Origin of the sequence: Wenyingzhuangia gilva, from assembly GCF_030519655.1 — a bacterium.
GTDB classification, from domain to species: Bacteria; Bacteroidota; Bacteroidia; order Flavobacteriales; family Flavobacteriaceae; genus Wenyingzhuangia; species Wenyingzhuangia gilva.
On record NZ_JAUMIT010000002.1, the window covers coordinates 419,609 to 438,699 of the forward strand.

The 19,091-nt window shown below is 32.2% G+C and carries 17 protein-coding genes and 1 other RNA gene; 9 read left to right on the forward strand and 9 right to left on the reverse strand.

What is annotated here, in order from left to right; genetic code table 11:
• Positions 1-72: 72 nt before the first annotated feature.
• On the forward strand, positions 73-837 hold the full coding sequence (locus tag QVZ41_RS06975; protein WP_302883832.1) for a hypothetical protein: 765 nt from the start codon (positions 73-75) through the stop codon (positions 835-837).
• Positions 838-840: 3 nt separating this feature from the next.
• Here the strand turns inward: QVZ41_RS06975 and rluF are convergent, their stop codons facing one another.
• From rluF to QVZ41_RS06990, 3 genes are read right to left on the reverse strand one after another with little or no spacing between them, the layout of a single operon-like run.
• On the reverse strand, positions 841-1,569 hold the full coding sequence (rluF, locus tag QVZ41_RS06980; RefSeq protein WP_302883833.1) for a 23S rRNA pseudouridine(2604) synthase RluF: 729 nt from the start codon (positions 1,567-1,569) through the stop codon (positions 841-843).
• 6 nt (positions 1,570-1,575) lie between these two features.
• Positions 1,576-2,559, reverse strand: a complete 984-nt coding sequence (locus tag QVZ41_RS06985; RefSeq protein ID WP_302883834.1) for a glycosyltransferase family 2 protein — start codon at positions 2,557-2,559, stop codon at positions 1,576-1,578.
• Positions 2,560-3,006, reverse strand: a complete 447-nt coding sequence (locus QVZ41_RS06990) for a type I restriction enzyme HsdR N-terminal domain-containing protein (RefSeq protein ID WP_302883835.1) — start codon at positions 3,004-3,006, stop codon at positions 2,560-2,562. It lies immediately after the preceding gene.
• Positions 3,007-3,058: 52 nt separating this feature from the next.
• On the opposite strand from QVZ41_RS06990, the gene holA reads away from it, so the two are divergent.
• The 6 genes from holA to QVZ41_RS07020 all read left to right on the forward strand — a co-directional run bounded on the left by holA (position 3,059) and on the right by QVZ41_RS07020 (position 11,995).
• Positions 3,059-4,060, forward strand: coding sequence for a DNA polymerase III subunit delta (gene holA, locus QVZ41_RS06995; protein ID WP_302883836.1), 1,002 nt, complete (start codon positions 3,059-3,061; stop codon positions 4,058-4,060).
• Between the two features lie 155 nt (positions 4,061-4,215).
• Positions 4,216-4,782 (forward strand): nucleotide exchange factor GrpE, encoded by a 567-nt coding sequence (locus tag QVZ41_RS07000; RefSeq protein ID WP_302883837.1) that lies wholly within the window; start codon positions 4,216-4,218, stop codon positions 4,780-4,782.
• 82 nt (positions 4,783-4,864) lie between these two features.
• A complete protein-coding gene (dnaJ, locus tag QVZ41_RS07005; protein ID WP_302883838.1) occupies positions 4,865-5,995 on the forward strand; it encodes a molecular chaperone DnaJ in 1,131 nt (376 codons plus the stop codon).
• Between the two features lie 187 nt (positions 5,996-6,182).
• Positions 6,183-6,511: RNase P RNA component class A (rnpB, locus tag QVZ41_RS07010), an RNA gene on the forward strand.
• Between the two features lie 230 nt (positions 6,512-6,741).
• Positions 6,742-9,519 (forward strand): bifunctional aconitate hydratase 2/2-methylisocitrate dehydratase, encoded by a 2,778-nt coding sequence (locus QVZ41_RS07015; protein ID WP_302883839.1) that lies wholly within the window; start codon positions 6,742-6,744, stop codon positions 9,517-9,519.
• Positions 9,520-9,724: 205 nt separating this feature from the next.
• The gene (locus QVZ41_RS07020) at positions 9,725-11,995 is read left to right on the forward strand and encodes an aconitate hydratase (protein ID WP_302883840.1); all 2,271 of its coding nucleotides are present in this window, start codon (positions 9,725-9,727) and stop codon (positions 11,993-11,995) included.
• Between the two features lie 75 nt (positions 11,996-12,070).
• Here QVZ41_RS07020 and QVZ41_RS07025 read toward each other — a convergent pair whose 3' ends face one another.
• From QVZ41_RS07025 to QVZ41_RS07045, 5 genes are read right to left on the reverse strand one after another with little or no spacing between them, the layout of a single operon-like run.
• Positions 12,071-12,847: an ABC transporter ATP-binding protein gene (locus QVZ41_RS07025; protein WP_302883842.1), complete on the reverse strand. Its 777-nt coding sequence runs from the start codon at positions 12,845-12,847 to the stop codon at positions 12,071-12,073.
• Positions 12,844-13,866 carry a FecCD family ABC transporter permease gene (locus tag QVZ41_RS07030; RefSeq protein WP_302883857.1) on the reverse strand — a complete coding sequence of 341 codons (1,023 nt, stop codon included), beginning with the start codon at positions 13,864-13,866 and terminating at the stop codon, positions 12,844-12,846. Before QVZ41_RS07030 ends, QVZ41_RS07025 begins: the two co-directional genes overlap by 4 nt.
• 7 nt (positions 13,867-13,873) lie before the next feature.
• Complete coding sequence (locus QVZ41_RS07035) at positions 13,874-14,446, reverse strand: non-canonical purine NTP diphosphatase (protein ID WP_302883844.1); 573 nt, start codon at positions 14,444-14,446, stop codon at positions 13,874-13,876.
• A 26-nt stretch (positions 14,447-14,472) separates the two neighbouring features.
• Positions 14,473-14,946 carry a 23S rRNA (pseudouridine(1915)-N(3))-methyltransferase RlmH gene (gene rlmH, locus QVZ41_RS07040; RefSeq protein ID WP_302883845.1) on the reverse strand — a complete coding sequence of 158 codons (474 nt, stop codon included), beginning with the start codon at positions 14,944-14,946 and terminating at the stop codon, positions 14,473-14,475.
• 54 nt (positions 14,947-15,000) lie between these two features.
• Positions 15,001-15,369, reverse strand: coding sequence for a SnoaL-like domain-containing protein (locus QVZ41_RS07045; protein WP_302883846.1), 369 nt, complete (start codon positions 15,367-15,369; stop codon positions 15,001-15,003).
• 168 nt (positions 15,370-15,537) lie between these two features.
• On the opposite strand from QVZ41_RS07045, the gene nadC reads away from it, so the two are divergent.
• Together nadC and QVZ41_RS07055 are read left to right on the forward strand one after the other, a co-directional pair.
• A complete protein-coding gene (nadC, locus tag QVZ41_RS07050; protein WP_302883847.1) occupies positions 15,538-16,398 on the forward strand; it encodes a carboxylating nicotinate-nucleotide diphosphorylase in 861 nt (286 codons plus the stop codon).
• An 82-nt stretch (positions 16,399-16,480) separates the two neighbouring features.
• Positions 16,481-17,404: a YihY/virulence factor BrkB family protein gene (locus tag QVZ41_RS07055; RefSeq protein ID WP_302883858.1), complete on the forward strand. Its 924-nt coding sequence runs from the start codon at positions 16,481-16,483 to the stop codon at positions 17,402-17,404.
• Here the strand turns inward: QVZ41_RS07055 and QVZ41_RS07060 are convergent.
• Entirely contained in the window at positions 17,395-18,750 is a 1,356-nt protein-coding gene (locus tag QVZ41_RS07060; RefSeq protein WP_302883848.1) for a GH1 family beta-glucosidase, read from the reverse strand. The two genes, QVZ41_RS07055 and QVZ41_RS07060, sit on opposite strands and share 10 nt — an antisense overlap.
• Positions 18,751-19,091 lie beyond the last annotated feature (341 nt).

Sequence of the window (19,091 nt, forward strand, 5' to 3'; positions counted from 1 at the left end):
GAAAAATCATTAAAAGGTAAAATAGTTGTTTTTTGGTTTCATTTTTGTGATTGTTTTTTCAAAAAAAAGCTTTTGAAAAATCTATTCATGTTTATTCTTGTGGTTTCCACTGTATCAAGTAGTTTCTCGCAAGAGATAAAATTATTAAAAGGGCTTGTTGTAAACGACTCTATTGATGTTGTAGATGTGACTGTCACAAATAAAAATTTAAAACAAAGCACTAAAACCAATAATTCAGGAATTTTTGAATTACCTGTTAGATTGGGGGATTCACTGATGGTTTCGGCTATTCACATCAATAAAATTTCATTACTAATTACTCAAGAAATAATTGAAAAAGAAGTGATAGAAATTGAAGTAGAAGAAAATGTGAATAATATGGAAGAAGTAGTACTTAACAATATGTTAGGTACTTCTGCATTAGATTTTAATGTAGGACCAACCACCAATCCTGATCCAGAAAAATTGGAAAGAATTAAATTACAACATTTAACCAATACAGATCCAACCAGAACTTTTCAAGGAGGAAACATATTGGGGTTGTTTTCTTTGGTTTCTAAATTATTTAAAAACAAGAATGGTAAGAAACATTTAAGCAAGCAAGAAAAAAGAGTGAGGTTTGAGAAGTTTAAGGTTAATTTTTCAAAAGAATTTGGAACCTCTTTTTTTACAGATGATTTAAATATTTCTGAATTTCAAATAGATGAATTTATATCATATTGCAATAAAAAACAATCACTATACGATATGTATTCAAAAGATGAAAAACTAGAATTGATAGATTTTTTAATCAAACAAAGTAAGGAATATAAAAAAGAGATGAATATTGAGAATTAATACTTATTCAAAATGTTTTTTAGAATCCGAAGTCAATTTATTCAATTCTTTTAGTTCTGCTTTGGTTAAATCTCTCCACTGTCCTACAGGCATGTCTAAATAAATATTCATAATTCTAATACGCTTTAAATAAGTCACATCATAATCAAGGTATTCACACATTCTTCTAATTTGTCTGTTTAATCCTTGTGTTAGCGTAATTTTAAACTCGTAAGTATTTACTTGTTCTACCTTACATTTTTTAGTCACGGTTCCTAAAATAGGTACTCCGTTTCCCATCTTAGTCAAAAACTCTTTAGTGATAGGTTTTCTTACTCGTACCAAATATTCTTTTTGGTGGTTGTTGCTAGCGCGTAAAATTTTGTTAACAATATCACCATCACTGGTTAAAAAAATCAATCCCTCACTTGGTTTGTCTAAACGTCCAATTGGAAAAATTCTTTTTGGATGATTGATATAATCAATAATATTATTTTTTTCTCTTTTTTGGTCTGTAGTACAAACAATGCCTACAGGTTTGTTAAAAGCAATATAAGTATGAGCTTCTTCTGGAGTAGAAACCAATTTTCCATCTACACGAACTTCATCTTTTGGAGCAATTTTTGTCCCCATTTCAGGAACGACTCCATTAATAGTTACACGTTGTTCTTCTATTAATTTATCAGCAGCTCTTCTAGAGCAATATCCAATTTCACTTAAATACTTATTGATTCTTTTTAAAGCTTCTGCCATGAGTGTTTAAGATTTAAAGGTGTTTTGATTTTTAATAAATGAGTTCCAAACAATGCTTTTGGTTTGGTAATAATCTTTGCGTTGTTTTTGATTTCTTTTTTGATACATTATAGAAAGGTTCTTATAAAAAGAAACATGGGCTTTTAGAATACTGAATAAATGAGAGAATTGACCGAAAAATAAAAATCTCATTCCTGCTACTCCATCTAACACCAATCTTGTAAAAATAATAGGGAATAATTTTTCCTTTGGTAAGTTTTTAACTAAGGTAAAAAGAGAGTTTCTAAAGTTTAAGTAAGTTTTAAAAGGACTTTGTTTTTTTAAAGTTCCGCCACCAACATGGTATACCCTACTTTCCGCAATATAATTTACAGATTTGTTTTGATTTTGTGCCCTCCAACACAAATCAATTTCTTCGTAATGCGCAAAAAAATCACCATCTAAACCACCTAATTCTTTGTAGTCTTTTGCTTTGATAAACAAACAAGCTCCAGATGCCCAAAAAATAGGAGCAGATTTATATTGATCTGTGTCGGCTTCAATATTTTCAAAAATTCTACCTCTGCAATAAGCGTAACCATATTTGTCTAAAAACCCACCAGCCGCTCCTGCATATTCAAAATAAGATCTGTATTTAAAATCTAAAATTTTAGGCTGAACAATACTTGCATTTTCATTGGTGTCATAAAAATGAATAATAGGTTGTAACCAGTTTGGAGTCACTTCTACATCAGAATTAATCAATGCGTATACATCAGCATCAATTTGTGATAAAGCCAAATTGTAACCATTAGCAAAACCTTCATTTTTTTCATGGTGAATGATGGTAATTTCTGGAAAGAATTTTTCCACATAAGGAACTGAGGTATCCATAGAGGCATTGTCTACCAAGTAAATATTTGCTTCAAGACTATTTTTTACCAAAGTAGGTAAAAACTTTTCAAGCAAATCTCTTCCGTTCCAATTTAAAACAACTAATGCTATATTCATTTAAATAGTGTAGTTAGGAATGTCTTTTAAAAACACATATTTTTTGTTTTCAAAATCCATTTGACAAAAGTAATGTTCCAAACCATTTGTCACAACTAAATACTTTGCATTTAATTCTAGGTTATATCTCGCAATTTGATCAAAAACTTCTTGAGTTATTTTTACAGAACTAGCTTTGCACTCTACAATAATTTCAGGAGTTCCTTTGCTGTTGTAAATTAAAATATCCGTTCTTTTTTTTGTGTTATTCAGGGTCAATTCTTTTTCCAAAGCAGTCAAAGAAATCGGATAGTTTTTATGATGAACCAAATAATGCGCAAAATGTTGTCTCACCCATTCTTCGGGAGTTAGCATAATGTCTTTTTTTCTAAAAGGGTCAAAAATAAACAGCTTATTTTCTTTACTTTTGATTTTTAAATGAACATCAGGAAGATTTAGTTTTTGCATTTGCCAAAAATAAACAATCTTTTTGAGCAATTCCTTACAATTTTAGTAGTCTATGGTAGAAGTAAAACAGTTGGTAACTGATATCAATCAAGGAAATATAAAGCCTATTTATTTCTTGATGGGAGAAGAGGCGTACTACATAGATAAAATTTCTGAATACATAGAAAACAACATCTTAACAGAAGATGAAAAAGGCTTTAACCAAACAGTGGTGTATGGTAGAGATGTGTCTATTGATGAAATAGTTGGACAAGCAAAACAGTTTCCAATGATGGCCGAAAGAACGGTGGTGATTGTAAAAGAAGCTCAAGATTTATCTAGAACCATAGAGAATTTGGTTTCTTATGCAGAAAATCCTTTGGAGAGTACTGTTTTGGTTATTTGTTATAAATATAAAACACTAGACAAACGTAAAAAGTTAATCAAAGCCATTAGTCAAAAAGGAGTGGTTTTTGAATCTAAAAAATTATATGACAATCAAGTTGGAGATTGGATTACAGGTGTTTTAAAAGGGAAAAAATATCAAATAGATCCTAAAGCAGCTCAAATGTTGGTTGAGTTTTTAGGAACTGATTTAAGTAAAATCAGCAACGAGTTAGATAAGTTGATGTTGGTTTTGCCTAAAGAAACAACTATCACAGCAAAACACATTGAGGAAAATATTGGAATTAGTAAAGATTACAATGTTTTTGAACTTAGAAAGGCTATAGGTAAAAAAGAGATTTTAAAATGTAATCAAATCATAAACTATTTTGCCGAAAATCCTAAAAGTAATCCTTTGGTGATGACCATTTCATTAATCAACAGTTATTTTACACAACTGTTAATGTATCATGGTTTAAAAGATAAATCAAAAGCAAGTGTGGCAAGAGCCTTACGTGTCAATCCTTATTTTGTTGATGACTATGTGGTCGCTGCCAAAAATTATCCTATGCGTAAAGTTTCTCAAATCATTTCTTATTTAAGAGATGCAGATGTAAAAAGTAAAGGAGTAGGAGCAAATTTATCTGATAGAGATTTGTTAAAGGAATTGTTGTTCAAAATTCTTCATTAAAAAGAGATTCGCAGTCAAAAAAATCACCTTTCTCTTAAATTAAATAAAATTGTACTTTTGCATCGTTTTTAATGATGTCATTTTGGCATTTTATAGTAATTGGCAAACCTTTTGCCCTAGGATGTTAACAAACAATTTATTGATAATTATTTACCATGAGTAAGAAAGAAGATATTCAACAAGAAGAAAAAGCAGTAGAAGAAAAAGTAACTGCAGAACAAGTAGAAGAAACTGTTGAAGCTACTGAGAATGAAGCAAAAGCAGAGGAAGCAAAAAAAGAGCCTACTGCAGAGGAATTAATTCAAGCAGAAAAAGATAAGTATTTACGTTTGTTTGCGGAGTTTGAAAATTACAAAAAACGTACTTCTAAAGAGCGTATAGAATTATTTAAAACTGCTGGTAAAGATATTATAGTGTCATTATTACCTGTTGTTGATGATTTTGACAGAGGAATGATTGAGATTAACAAAAGTGAAGACGAAGAATTAAAGAAAGGTGTTGCTTTAATTCAAGATAAATTAGTAAAAACATTAGAGCAAAAAGGATTGACAATCGTAGAAGTGAATCAAGGTGATGTTTTTGATGCAGATACTCAAGAAGCCATTACTCAAATTCCTTCACCAACAGAAGACTTAAAAGGAAAGGTGATTGATGTAATTGAAAAGGGTTACAAATTAGGAGATACTATTATCCGTTTCCCTAAAGTAGTGATTGGACAATAATTATAGTAAACACAGTTTTAAGTGAGCAGTGGTCAGTAAAACTAACTGCAGACTGAAAACTAGAAACTGAAAACTAAACAAGATGGCAAAACAAGATTTTTACGAAATATTAGGAATTTCAAAAGGGGCGTCAGCTGCTGAAATAAAAAAGGCATACCGCAAAATGGCTGTAAAATATCACCCTGATAAAAATCCTGGTGACACAGAAGCTGAAGAAAAATTTAAGCAAGCAGCAGAAGCTTATGAAGTCTTAAGTGATGAAAATAAGCGTGCAAGATATGACCAATATGGACATCAAGCTTTTGAAGGTGGACATGGAGGTGGAGGCTTCGGTGGAGGCGGTATGAATATGGACGATATCTTTAGTCAATTTGGAGACATCTTTGGAGGTGGCTTTGGAGGCTTTGGAGGAGGTGGTTCACGAGGAGGTGGCCGTAGAGGCACTGTAAAAGGAACCAATATGCGTATCCGAGTAAAACTTACCCTAGAAGAAATTGCGAACGGAGTTGATAAAAAAGTAAAAGTTCGTAGAAAAAAGAAAGCCAAGGGAGTAACCTATGGAACTTGTACTACTTGTAATGGTGCTGGTCAAGTAATGCAAGTAACCAATACTATATTAGGTAGAATGCAAACTGCTGCCACCTGTAATACTTGTGGTGGAGCAGGAGAGGTAATGAAAAATAAAGTTGCCGGAGCAGATGCTCAAGGGTTAGCTGTTGAAGAAGAAACAGTAAGCATTAATATTCCTGCTGGGGTTACAGATGGGGTACAACTAAAAGTAGCTGGTAAAGGAAATGAAGCTCCTGGAAATAATTCTATTCCAGGTGATTTACTAGTATTGATTGAAGAAATTCCACATGATACTTTAACAAGAGAAGGGGTTAACCTACATTTTGATTTATATATAAGTTATCCAGAAGCAGTTTTAGGAGCAAGTAAAGAAATTGAAACAGTATCAGGTAAAGTAAAAATTAAAATTGATGCAGGTACGCAATCAGGAAAAATTTTAAGGTTAAAGGGAAAAGGATTACCAAGCATTGAAAGATATGGAACAGGTGATTTAATGGTACATGTAAACATTTGGACTCCCCAAGAATTAAGCAAAGAACAGAAAAAGTTTTTTGAAGATAATTTAGGGGATGATAACTTTAATCCTGCTCCAACTAAGGGAGATAAATCATTTTTTGAAAAAGTAAAAGATATGTTTTCTTAACATATGATATGTAAATAATTATAAGTGAAAAAAAGATAAAAAAAAGACAAATATTTTTTTGTGGAATATAAAAACAATGTATATTTGTACCGTTGTGTTATTTATAACACACTTTTTCTTTTTCATAGCAATTTTTCCCACCTAGTTCGCTAGGTGGGTTTTTCATTTAAAAAACTTAGATCATTGAATAGTAGGTTGTCTTATCGCCGCGTATTTATACGAGGAGGAAAGTCCGAGCACCATAGAACAGCATAGCGGATAACATCCGTCGCTCTAACTTGTTAGAGTAGGACAAGTGCAACAGAAAGCAAGTACAGTTCGGCTGTAGTGAAACCAGGTAAACTCTATGCGGTACAATGCCATGTATATTGGAGACCTTTTAGTAGGTAAGAGTTGTTCGCTCAATTCCAAGGGGTAGGCAGATTGAGATTGTTGGTAACAGCAATTCTAGATAAATGATAAGAAGCTTGAACTTGTTTCAAGTTACAGAACTCGGCTTATAAACCTACTTTTAATGATATATATTCACTTTATATATTTATGTATATTAATTTTACAAATGATATAAATTATTTTTACTACTTATTTCTAAGGAATATTATGTGGTAAAATATATAAAAAACCGAGAATTTGTTAAAATTAGAGAATTTGATAAAAACTGAGGGTTTTCAGCTTTTATTATGGGGCTCTTATTTTGTATATTGCCCAACCAAAAATGAACAATTAAATAAACTATAATAGATCGTATGAATATTTATAACGATTACATCAAGGAGATTGAAGAACGCAAAGGTCAGGGACTTCATCCAAAGCCAATTGATGATGCTAAATTATTAAGCAAAATCATTGAGCAAATTAAAGATTTAAATAATGAGCATAGAGAAGATTCTCTTAACTTTTTTATTTACAATGTGGTGCCTGGTACTACTAGTGCAGCTGGTGTAAAAGCTAAATTTTTAAAAGAGATCATTTTAGGTGAATCAGCAGTTAAAGAAATTACGCCTGCTTTTGCTTTAGAGTTATTATCACACATGAAGGGAGGACCTTCTATTGAGGTATTGTTAGATCTTGCTTTAGGAAATGATATAGCTATCGCAAAAGATGCTGCAAAAGTTCTTAAAACTCAAGTTTATCTTTACGATGCTGATACAAATCGTTTAGCCGAAGCTTATAAAAATGGAAATGAAATCGCTAAAGAACTTTTAGAAAGTTATGCGAAGGCAGAATTCTTTACTGAGTTGCCTGATGTAGAAGAAGAAATTGATATCGTTACTTTTATTGCTGGTGTAGGTGATATTTCTACAGACTTATTATCTCCAGGAGCGGATGCTCACTCTCGTTCAGATCGCGAATTACATGGTCAGTGTATTTTTGAGCACAATAAGGAAATGCAAAAAGAACTTTCTGCTTTAAAAGAACAGCACCCAGACAAACGAGTGATGTTAGTGGCAGAAAAAGGAACTATGGGAGTTGGATCTTCTAGAATGTCAGGAGTAAATAACGTGGCGTTATGGACAGGTATACAAGCTAGTCCTTATGTTCCGTTTATTAATATTGCTCCAGTAATTGCTGGAACAAATGGTATTTCTCCAATTTTCTTAACAACCGTTGGGGTAACAGGGGGGATAGGAATTGATCTTAAAAACTGGGTAAAGAAAACAGATGCAGAAGGAAATACAGTTCTTGATGCTGATGGAGAACCAGTTTTAGAAGAAAAATATTCAGTAGCTACTGGTACTGTTTTAACAATCAATACCAAAGAGAAAAAATTATACAAAGATGGTAAGGCTGTAATGGATATTTCAGCTGCTTTAACTCCACAAAAAGTTGAGTTTATTAGAGCAGGTGGTTCTTACGCTATTGTATTTGGTAAAAAAATACAAACATTTGCTGCTAAAACTTTAGGAATTGAAATCCCTACGGTTTATGCACCTTCCAAAGAAATTTCTGTAGAAGGACAAGGATTAACAGCGGTAGAAAAAATATTTAATAAAAACGCAGTAGGAAATACGCCAGGTAAAACTTTACATGCTGGTTCTGATGTTCGTGTTGAAGTAAACATTGTAGGTTCTCAAGATACTACAGGTTTGATGACTTCTCAAGAATTAGAATCGATGGCTGCTACAATTATTTCTCCAATTGTTGATGGTGCCTACCAATCAGGATGTCACACTGCTTCAGTTTGGGATGATAAGTCTAAAGCTAATATTCCAAGGTTGATGAAGTTTATGAATGACTTCGGATTAATTACAGCTCGTGACCCTAAAGGAGAATACCATGCAATGACAGATGTTATTCATAAGGTATTAAATGATATTACTGTAAGTGATTGGGATATTATTATTGGAGGAGATTCTCACACACGTATGTCTAAAGGGGTTGCTTTTGGAGCAGATTCTGGAACCGTTGCTTTAGCTTTAGCTACAGGAGAGGCTACCATGCCAATTCCTCAGTCTGTAAAAGTTACCTTTAAAGGTGCTATGAAATCTTTTATGGATTTCCGTGATGTGGTACATGCTACTCAACAACAAATGTTAAAGAAATTTGGAGGTGAGAATGTATTCCAAGGAAGAATCATAGAGGTTCACTTAGGAACTTTAACTGCCGATCAAGCATTTACATTTACTGATTGGACAGCAGAAATGAAGGCAAAAGCTTCTATCTGTATTTCGGAAGATGATACTTTAATTGAATCTTTAGAGATTGCAAAAGGTAGAATCCAGATTATGATTGATAAAGGAATGGACAATCATTTAAATGTTTTAGCTGGATTAGTAGCAAAAGCTGATAAGAGAATTGCTGAAATCAAATCTGGTGAAAAACCAGCTTTAAGGCCTGATGCAAATGCTAAATACTATGCTGAAGTTGAAATTGATTTAGACGAAGTTGCTGAACCAATGATTGCAGATCCAGATGTAAATAATGAAGATGTATCTAAGCGTTATACACATGATACCATTAGACCATTGTCTTACTATGGAGGAACAAAAGCAGTAGACTTAGGGTTTATTGGTTCTTGTATGGTTCACAAAGGAGATATGAAAATATTAGCTCAAATGTTAAAAAACATTGAGGTACAACAAGGTAAGGTTGAGTTTAAAGCTCCATTAGTGGTGGCTCCTCCTACATATAATATTGTAGATGAGTTAAAAGCTGAAGGTGATTGGGAAGTGTTAACGAAATATTCGGGATTTGAGTTTGACGACAATGCTCCTAAAGATGCAGCTCGTACCAAATATGAAAATATGTTGTATTTAGAGCGTCCAGGATGTAACTTATGTATGGGTAACCAAGAAAAAGCAGAACCAGGAGACACTGTAATGGCTACTTCTACTCGTTTATTCCAAGGAAGAGTTGTAAAAGATTCTGGTGAGAAAAAAGGAGAGTCTTTATTATCTTCTACTCCAGTAGTTGTTCTTTCTACAGTTTTGGGTAGAACCCCTACCATGGCAGAATATGAAGCAGCAGTTGAAGGAATTGTGTTAACCAAATTTACACCATCATTAAAGCAATTGATTAAGTAAAATAGTACTTAAAACTTAATATCAAAAAACCTAAATCATCTGATTTAGGTTTTTTTTTGTCTTAATTATTCAATTTTGCAATAAAATATCAATACTATTTCAAATGAGTTCATAATGATCGTAAATGCGTTTTTTATATATTATTAGTTTTTGTAATTTGTAACTATCCAAGAAAACAATAATTATTAACATTTAAAACAAGAATATGGCATTTGATATTGAAATGATTAAAGAGGTTTATGCTCGTATGACCGAACGAGTAGATGCTGCAAAAAAAGTAGTGGGTAAGCCATTAACATTATCTGAGAAAATTTTGTACAATCACCTTTGGGATGGAAATGCAACTACTGCATTTAAAAGAGGAGTTGATTATGTTAATTTTGCACCAGATAGAATTGCTTGTCAAGATGCAACTGCTCAAATGGCATTGTTGCAGTTTATGCAGGCAGGTAAAAATAAAGTGGCAGTACCAACAACTGTACATTGTGATCACTTAATTCAGGCAAAAGAAGGTGCAGCAAAAGATTTACAATTTGCAAACAAAACAAGTGCAGAGGTATTCGATTTTTTATCTTCTGTGTCTAATAAATATGGTATCGGATTCTGGAAACCAGGAGCGGGTATTATTCACCAAGTAGTTTTAGAAAATTATGCCTTCCCTGGAGGGATGATGATTGGTACCGATTCTCACACAGTAAATGCTGGTGGATTAGGAATGGTAGCTATTGGAGTTGGTGGTGCAGATGCTGTGGACGTGATGGCAGGTATGCCTTGGGAATTAAAATTTCCAAAATTAATAGGGGTAAAGTTAACAGGTAAATTATCTGGTTGGACAGCTTCTAAAGATGTTATTTTAAAAGTAGCAGGAATTTTAACCGTAAAAGGTGGAACTGGTGCTATTGTAGAATATTTTGGAGAAGGAGCTAAAAATCTTTCTGCTACAGGAAAAGGAACCATTTGTAATATGGGGGCTGAGATTGGAGCAACCACTTCTACTTTCGGATACGATGAATCTATGGATCGTTATTTACGTGCTACAGATAGAGCTGACGTTGCAGATGCAGCTAATAAAGTAGCCTCTTATTTAACAGGTGATGATGAGGTATATGCAAACCCTGAAAAATATTTTGATCAAGTAATTGAAATTAATTTAGATGAATTAAAACCACATATCAACGGACCTTTTTCTCCTGATTTAGCTTCTGAAGCGGGTGCTGATTTAAGAGCAAAGGCCGAAGCTGAAGGATGGCCATTAGATATTGAGTGGGGATTAATAGGTTCTTGTACCAATTCTTCTTACGAAGATTTATCAAGAGCAGCTTCTATAGCACAGCAAGCACTTGATAAAGGAATTAAGGTAAAGGCTGAATTTGGAATCAATCCAGGTTCAGAACAAGTACGTTATACTGCGGACAGAGATGGTCTATTAGGAACTTTTGAAAAATTAGGAGCGACTATTTTCACCAATGCTTGTGGACCATGTATTGGTCAATGGGCTCGTTATTCAGATCCTAAAAATGCCCCTAAAAACTCTATTGTTCACTCTTTTAATAGAAACTTTGCAAAGCGTGCCGATGGAAACCCAAATACGCATGCTTTTGTAACTTCTCCTGAATTGGTGGCGGCGATTGCAATTTCAGGTCGTTTAGATTTTGATCCTACAAAGGATACATTGTTAAATGACAAAGGAGAAGAAGTAATGTTTGATGAACCAACAGGTGATGAATTACCAACAAAAGGGTTTGCTGTTGAAGATGCAGGTTTTCAAGCTCCAGTTGAAGATGGTTCAGGGATTGATGTGGTAGTGTCTCCAGATTCTGATAGATTGCAATTGTTAGAGCCGTTTCAACCTTTAGGTTCTGAAATAAAAGATGCTAAGTTATTAATTAAAGCATACGGAAAATGTACCACAGATCATATTTCTATGGCTGGACCTTGGTTACGTTTCCGTGGACATTTAGATAATATTTCTAATAACTGTTTAATTGGAGCTGTAAATGCATTCAACCAAAAAACAGATATGGTAAAAAATCAATTAACAGGTGAGTATGGACCTGTTCCTGGAACAGCAAGAGCTTATAAGGCAGCTGGAATTCCTTCAATAGTTGTTGGAGATCACAATTATGGAGAAGGATCTTCTAGAGAACATGCCGCTATGGAACCTCGTCATTTAGGAGTGGCAGCTGTTATTGTAAAATCTTTTGCACGTATTCACGAAACCAATCTAAAGAAACAAGGAATGTTAGGTTTAACCTTTGCGAATGAAGATGATTATGAATTAATTCAAGAAGATGATACTTTTACTTTTACTGATTTAGCTGATTTTGCTCCAGACAAACCATTGACTTTAGAAATTAATCATGCAGATGGATCTAAAGATTTAATCAAATTAAATCACACTTACAATGCAAGTCAAATTGCTTGGTATAAAGAAGGTTCTGCGTTGAATTTAATCAAAAAAGAGAATGCTGCTTAATTTATAAGTAATATTCATTTAAATAAAAGTCCTTAAGAGAAATCTTAAGGACTTTTATTTTTTATTGTAATAGTTTTAAAATATAAACTGATTGCTATGGCTGTCATAGCGAATATCATCAGAATTAAAAATAGTCATCAAGTTTTCTTGAATCACACCATTAGTAGATTTTCCTACACTAAATTTTTCTTGATCTATTAATAACAATCTATCTGAAGTTTTTAATGCCAAGTTGATTTCATGGGTAGAAATCAAAACCGTTTTTTCAGTCTCTTTACAAATTTTAGATAAAATCTTAAATATGTTTATTTTGTGATGAATGTCTAGGTGAGAGGTGGGTTCATCAAGCAAAATAATAGGAGTATCTTGTGTTAAAGCCCTTGCAATCATCACACGTTGTAATTGTCCATCACTCAGTTGATGAATTAATTTATTTGCTAAATTATTAGTATCGGTTAATAGCATTGAATTCTCTATGATATCAATATCACTTTTGGATAATTTCCCCAACCAATTGGTGTAAGGTTGCCTTCCTAAAGCAATGGTTTCATATACGGTTAAAGAATTTTCAGGAATGCTTTCTGTTAGTACTACAGCAATAAATTTAGCCAATTCTTTAGGAGCAAGTGTTTCAATACTTTTTTCATTAATTTCAATCCTTCCCTCAATTGGAGTAAGCATTTTAGCAATGGTTTTTAAAAGTGTAGATTTTCCAGAACCATTTCGGCCAAGTAAACAAAGTAATTCTCCTTTATAAAGCTCAAAATTAATTTGTTGACAAATACTGATTGATTTTTTTGAGACAGCATAACCTATATTAAGCCCTGTTGCTTTTAATACTACATTTTTCATGAACCTAGTTTTTTAGATTTAGAAACCAATAACCAAATGACTATTGGGGCTCCAAAAATTGAAGTAATCGCATTGATAGGTAAAGTTTTAGATCCTACAGAAATGTGGGTTAAACTATCACAAATTAACATCACAATAGCCCCGATAATTCCTACTGCTGGTAATAATATTTTGTGGTTAGAGGTTTGAAAAATCAATTTAGTAATATGCGGAATAGCCAATCCAATAAAAGCAATAGGTCCTACAAAAGCAGTAATGCTACCTGTTAACAAACTAGTGATGATAAAAATGATGCTTTGTGTTTTTTTTATAGAAATCCCTAGGCTTGTAGCGTAGTTTTCTCCTAACAAAAGTGCATCCAAAGGTTTGATAATAAATAACAATCCAACACCGCTAATCGCTATAATTCCAATTAATAAATATAATTCAGACCATTGTAGGTTACTTAAACTTCCAAAACTCCAAAAAATGTATTGTTGTAATTCTGTAGCAGAACTAAAATAAGACAGTACACTAATAATAGCAGAGGTAAAACTACCAAACATCAATCCTATAATAAGTATAGACATGGTGTTTCTTATGTTTCTGGCAGTAATCATAACAATGCTTAATACCAAAAAAGATCCTAAACTCGCTGCTAAGGGAATTGAAAAATTGTATAAATAAGGAAGGGATCCAAAAAAGCTACCTCCCATAATAAATAGTGCTACTCCTAAACTTGCTCCAGAACTAATTCCCAAAACAAAAGGACCAGCCAATGGGTTTCTAAAAAAAGTTTGCATCATCAATCCACTAATTCCAAGTCCAATTCCAACCAGAATACTGGTAATGGTTTTTGGCAATCTATATTCGGTAATGATGTATTGATAATTTTCAGAAGTATTTGGACTATTGGTAATGATGTTCCAAATTTCCTTTATAGGAATGTTAACACTACCTGTGTAAATATTAAAAACAGCAATGATTATTAGTACGACTAACAAAGCAATAAAAACAGGATAGTATTTTTTTTGAGGAATATACACTTTATAGGTTTTGTAAAAATTGTATTAATTTTTGTACTGCCAATCCTCGGTGGCTTATTTTTCCTTTTTCGGCTAAACTCATTTCTGCAAAAGAAAGATTGTATCCGTTTGGAGTAAAAATAGGATCGTAGCCAAAACCTTCATCACCTTGTCTTTTTTCTAATATTTTTCCGTTGCAAACTCCATCAAACAAATATTGTTTATGGTTGATGTTTAAACAAATTATGGTTTTAAAATAAGCATCTCTATTTGTTACACCATTAAGATTTTTTAATAACAAATCCATATTTTTTTCGGCATTTCCATCTTCACCTGCATATCTTGCAGAGTATACTCCCGGCTCACCGTTTAAAGCATCTACTAACAAACCAGTGTCATCAGCAAAACAAGCATATCCATATTTTTCTGTAACATGATTGGCTTTAATTTTAGCATTTCCTTCTAAAGTATCGGCAGTTTCGGGAATTTCTTCTGTACAACCAATATCGGTTAATGATAATAACTCTATATTAGGAAGCAATGCAGCAACTTCTTTCAGTTTGTTCTTGTTATGCGTGGCAAAAACTATTTTCATAGTGATGTGTTTTATGTTTTTAGAAATTATTCGTGGTGATAAGGTTCGTTTTTTAAAATGGTAAAACCACGGTAAAGTTGTTCTACCATAAATAAACGAATCATTTGATGAGAAAAGGTCATTTTAGATAAAGATATCTTTCCTTGTGACTTGGCATAAACTTCATCAGAGAAACCATAAGGTCCTCCAATGACTAAAACCAATTGCTTAATTCCGGAATTCATCTTTTTTTGTAAAAAATCCGCAAAGTTTACGGATCTAAATTCTTTTCCTTTTTCGTCTAACAAAATTAAGTGATCAGTGGGTTGTAACTTTTTTAAAATGAGTTCACCCTCTTTTTCTTTTTGTTGTGCTTCGGAAAGATTTTTTACGTTTTTTATATCAGGAATAATATCTAACTCAAACTTTATATAGTGTTTAAGCCTGTTCTGATAATTGTCTATAAGTTGAATTAAGTTTTTATCATCGGTTTTACCAATGGCTAAAAGAACAATTTTCATAGTTTTCCTTTTCTTTAAAAAGCAAAGGTACTAAGAACAGATGATATGTGGCTTTTATACTAAAGAAGGTGAGTAAAAAAACTCTTCTTTGATGATTTTTTCATTATTAACATGAAAAACACAGATTTCTTCTAGCTGAACACGACCTAAACCTCTAAGGGTAACATCAATACTAATTTTTATGCAAAAATGATTTCCTGCAACCAACGGATCAGAAATTTCTGAATGATGAATTTCTTGAGCTAATTCAAAAAAAATGGCAGTCTTTTTTTGAACTTTGGTAATTCCTTTTGTTTTTTTGTATCGGTTTGAATGCGATTCAATACTTTCAATATTGTCATCATATAGCTCAACTTGAGCCAATGCATTTTGTCCTCTCCTACAAAGACTTACCAATCTATCTGCAATTTCTTGTGTGGTCATAGCTAACGTAAAGATTTTCAAACTAAATTTATAACCATTATTCTCTTGATTAGCTGATAGATGTTTTATTTGTGGCTGTTTTTTCGCATGTTGTAATCATGTATTAATAATTACGAATCACAATAAATTAATTACAGAAGTTTATCTTTGTTTTAAAAATTTAGTTAAATGATTAGTCAAGCACAGTTTGATAAAGAAATTAAGATGATAATTGCCAATGCCATAAGAGAAGATGTGGGAGATGGAGATCATTCTTCATTGGCTTGTATTCCATCAAGTGCAGTAGGAAAAGCAAAGTTATTAGTAAAAGATACAGGAATTATTGCTGGAGTAGATTTTGCTCTGGAGGTTTTTAAATATGTTGATGAATCTTTAGAAGTAGAAGTTCTTATTAATGATGGAGAAAAAGTAAAACACGGAGATGTTGTTTTATATGTGTCAGGTAGTTCTTTGTCAATTTTAAAAGCAGAAAGGTTAGTGTTAAATGCCATGCAGCGTATGAGTGCTATTGCAACTAAAACAGCTTACTATGTTGATTTGTTAAAAGGAACAGGAACTAAAATTTTAGATACGAGAAAAACCACTCCAGGAATTCGTGCCATTGAAAAATGGGCAGTGAAAATAGGAGGTGGAGAAAATCATCGTTTTGCTTTGTATGATATGATTATGTTAAAAGACAATCATATCGATTTTGCAGGGGGAGTTGCTCAAGCCATTCAACAAACCAAAGATTATTTAAAAGCAAATAATAAAGATTTAAAAATTATAGTTGAGGCACGTAATTTGAAAGAAATTAAAGAAATTATTCAGTTTGATGGAATTCACAGGATTTTAATTGATAACTTTAATTACGAGGATACAAAAAAAGCAGTTGCTTTAATTGGTAACAAAGCAGGAACGGAATCTTCGGGAGGAATTAATGAAGAAACCTTAAGAAAGTACGCCGAATGTGGTGTTCAGTATATTTCATCAGGAGCTTTAACTCATTCTGTATATAATTTAGATTTAAGTTTAAAAGCAATAGATTAATTGCTTAAAAAAAGAAACCTTGGAAATTAAAGAAATTCAAAAAGACGATTCTGTAGAAGAAGTATTAAAAGAAGTACCTGTAATGAATTGGTTTGTTCGAACAGGGAAAAAAATTCCTGTGCCTGGTTTGGAAGGAATGACATTGTATGATTTATTAGAAATGTATTTTATAGGAATTGTAAAAGGAGCTTTAACCTCTAGGGCAGGGGGAATTTCATTTAGCTTTTTTATGGCATTATTTCCTTTTATGCTTTTTATGTTAACCTTAATTCCTTTTATTCCAATTGATGGATTTCAGGAAAATTTCATGATGTTAATTTCAGATTTATTACCACCAAAAACTTTTGAAGCTGTAGACACAGTGTTAGCCGATATTGCCAATAATAAATATGGAGGATTGCTTTCTTTTGGTTTTGTGGTGTCTATTTTTTTAATGACTAATGGAGTGAATGCTATCTTTGCCGCTTTTGAATATTCTGTGCATGTAAAAAAAATAAGAAACGTAATTAGACAATATTTAATATCGTTAGGAACATCATTAACCATGTCATTTATGTTGATATTAACAGTTGCTGTGACTATATTTTTTGAGTTTGGATTAGAATATGTTTATACCAAAGGCTGGTTGCCAGATGATTTAATGTGGGTAGCAAACCTTCGTTATCTTTTATTTATGTTTCTGATTTTTTGTAATGTTTCAATGTTGTATTATTTTGGAACTTCAGAAGGTAAACAAACTAATTTCTTTTCAGCAGGTTCTGTATTAACAACTGTATTATCGTTGTTAACTTTTTATGTTTTTGGAATTTATGTGATTAAATTTTCTAAATATAACGAGTTATATGGTTCTATTGGAACTCTTTTGGTATTGATGCTTTTTATTTGGTTAAACTCAATGATTCTTTTATTAGGGTTTGAGCTAAATGCAAGCATTACCCGATTAAGAAATGAGCACAAGACAAAAGAAGTAGAAGAAAAAGAAATGTTGGGAGATCATCATGACTGATGTTGTTTTTTGCTCAAAAATTTCTGAATCCATAAACCTGATTTTTTAATGATTCTTTTTTGAGTGATAAAATCAGTATAATACAAACCAAATCTAGGTTTGGTTCCTTCAGCCCACTCAAAATTATCAACCAATGTCCATATAAAGTAACCTTTTACTTTTATGTTTTTTTCAAGAGCTTTTAGAGTGTAAAAAAAAGTTTTCTTAAAATAGTCAATACGTTTTTTGTCTTTTACTTTTCCGTTTTCTAAAACATCATCAAAACAGACTCCAGATTCTGTTATGTATATGTTTTTAATGTCAGTATAAGCATTAAATTTTTCTAACATTTTTAACAAACCTTTTGGATAGATTTCCATTCCCATGTTATTTGTTTTAACATTTCTTTTAGTAGCAGGAATTTCTGTTGCAAATAGAATAGGAGGGAGTAAGCTAAATTTAGCAACAATTTTAAAGTAGTATTGAATTCCTATAAAGTCAAAATCAAACTTCATCATTTCTTCATCATCTGGCTTATAATATTTTTCTATTTGTTTTAAACCAGGTATGGTGTCAATAGGATATCCTAATCCTAAAGCAGGTTCTATAAAAAAACGATTTAAAAGTGTATCAATACGTTCTGCTGCTTTTTTATTCTTAACCAGTCTATTAACGGGTTTTACATAAGAGCAAGAAAAAGTGGTTCCTATAAAAGCATCTTTCACATTTTTCCTGATAATTCTTCCTCCCAGAGCCTGACATAAAGTTGTATGGTGTGCTGCCGATAAAAAGTTTTTGATACCTCTTTTCCCAGGAGCATGCATATTCATAAAATATCCCAAGCCAACAAAACTCATTGGTTCGTTTAAAACAATCCAATTTTTAACTTTATCTCCATATTCCTTTGTGCAGAAGTCAACATAATTTTCAAACCAATTCAAAACTTCTCTATTAGTCCACCCCCCTTTGTCTTCTAATGCTTGTGGTAAGTCCCAATGATATAATGTAACCCATGGTTGAATATTTAGTTCGATACAAGAATCAATTACTTTATGATAAAAATCAACTCCTTTTTGGTTGATTTTTCCAGTTCCTTCTGGGAATATTCTAGACCACGATATTGAAAATCTAAAAGAATCTAAATTTAACTCTTTAACTCTTTTAATATCTTCTTTATAATGATGATAAAAATTAGTCGCTACATTTCCGTTCCCGTTTTTAAAGTTGGGTTTGTTGGTAAAGGTGTCCCAAATAGATTTTCCCTTTCCATAGGTATTCCATTTTCCTTCGTTTTGATAGGCTGAAATAGTCACTCCCCAATTAAAATCTTTCGAAAATTGGGTTACTTTAACTTTAGAATAAGCCATAATTACTTTGTCATGATGTATAATTGTCTTTTTACAATCTGCGATACTACATTATATATATGTTTTATAAGTATGATTGATGATATGTTTTTGTTAAGTAATCTTATAGCTTTTGATATTTTTAAATATAAATGTTAAGTCTGTGTTTGTATATTGATAATAATTTGTTAACTTCACTTGTTCTAACTTTCATGTTTTCAGATTGTTAGAAATTAGTTAAAAAAAAGGTTAAAATATATTAGGAAATAATGTTTTAAGTAGCGTATCTTTGCACCCGCAACGGCGAGCAGGTAACTGCTTTAAGGAGCGAAAAAGTTCAGATACATTAGGGGTTTTATTGG

Excerpts from the sequence above, each read along its gene's own strand:
- rluF (WP_302883833.1), bottom strand. The coding sequence starts at position 1,569 with ATGGCAGAAGCTTTAAAAAGAATCAATAAGTATTTAAGTGAAATTGGA.
- QVZ41_RS06985 (WP_302883834.1), bottom strand. The coding sequence starts at position 2,559 with ATGAATATAGCATTAGTTGTTTTAAATTGGAACGGAAGAGATTTGCTT.
- QVZ41_RS06990 (WP_302883835.1), bottom strand. The coding sequence starts at position 3,006 with ATGCAAAAACTAAATCTTCCTGATGTTCATTTAAAAATCAAAAGTAAA.
- holA (WP_302883836.1), top strand. The coding sequence starts at position 3,059 with ATGGTAGAAGTAAAACAGTTGGTAACTGATATCAATCAAGGAAATATA.
- QVZ41_RS07000 (WP_302883837.1), top strand. The coding sequence starts at position 4,216 with ATGAGTAAGAAAGAAGATATTCAACAAGAAGAAAAAGCAGTAGAAGAA.
- dnaJ (WP_302883838.1), top strand. The coding sequence starts at position 4,865 with ATGGCAAAACAAGATTTTTACGAAATATTAGGAATTTCAAAAGGGGCG.
- QVZ41_RS07015 (WP_302883839.1), top strand. The coding sequence starts at position 6,742 with ATGAATATTTATAACGATTACATCAAGGAGATTGAAGAACGCAAAGGT.
- QVZ41_RS07020 (WP_302883840.1), top strand. The coding sequence starts at position 9,725 with ATGGCATTTGATATTGAAATGATTAAAGAGGTTTATGCTCGTATGACC.
- QVZ41_RS07025 (WP_302883842.1), bottom strand. The coding sequence starts at position 12,847 with ATGAAAAATGTAGTATTAAAAGCAACAGGGCTTAATATAGGTTATGCT.
- QVZ41_RS07035 (WP_302883844.1), bottom strand. The coding sequence starts at position 14,446 with ATGAAAATAGTTTTTGCCACGCATAACAAGAACAAACTGAAAGAAGTT.
- rlmH (WP_302883845.1), bottom strand. The coding sequence starts at position 14,946 with ATGAAAATTGTTCTTTTAGCCATTGGTAAAACCGATGATAAAAACTTA.
- QVZ41_RS07045 (WP_302883846.1), bottom strand. The coding sequence starts at position 15,369 with ATGACCACACAAGAAATTGCAGATAGATTGGTAAGTCTTTGTAGGAGA.
- nadC (WP_302883847.1), top strand. The coding sequence starts at position 15,538 with ATGATTAGTCAAGCACAGTTTGATAAAGAAATTAAGATGATAATTGCC.
- QVZ41_RS07055 (WP_302883858.1), top strand. The coding sequence starts at position 16,481 with ATGAATTGGTTTGTTCGAACAGGGAAAAAAATTCCTGTGCCTGGTTTG.
- QVZ41_RS07060 (WP_302883848.1), bottom strand. The coding sequence starts at position 18,750 with ATGGCTTATTCTAAAGTTAAAGTAACCCAATTTTCGAAAGATTTTAAT.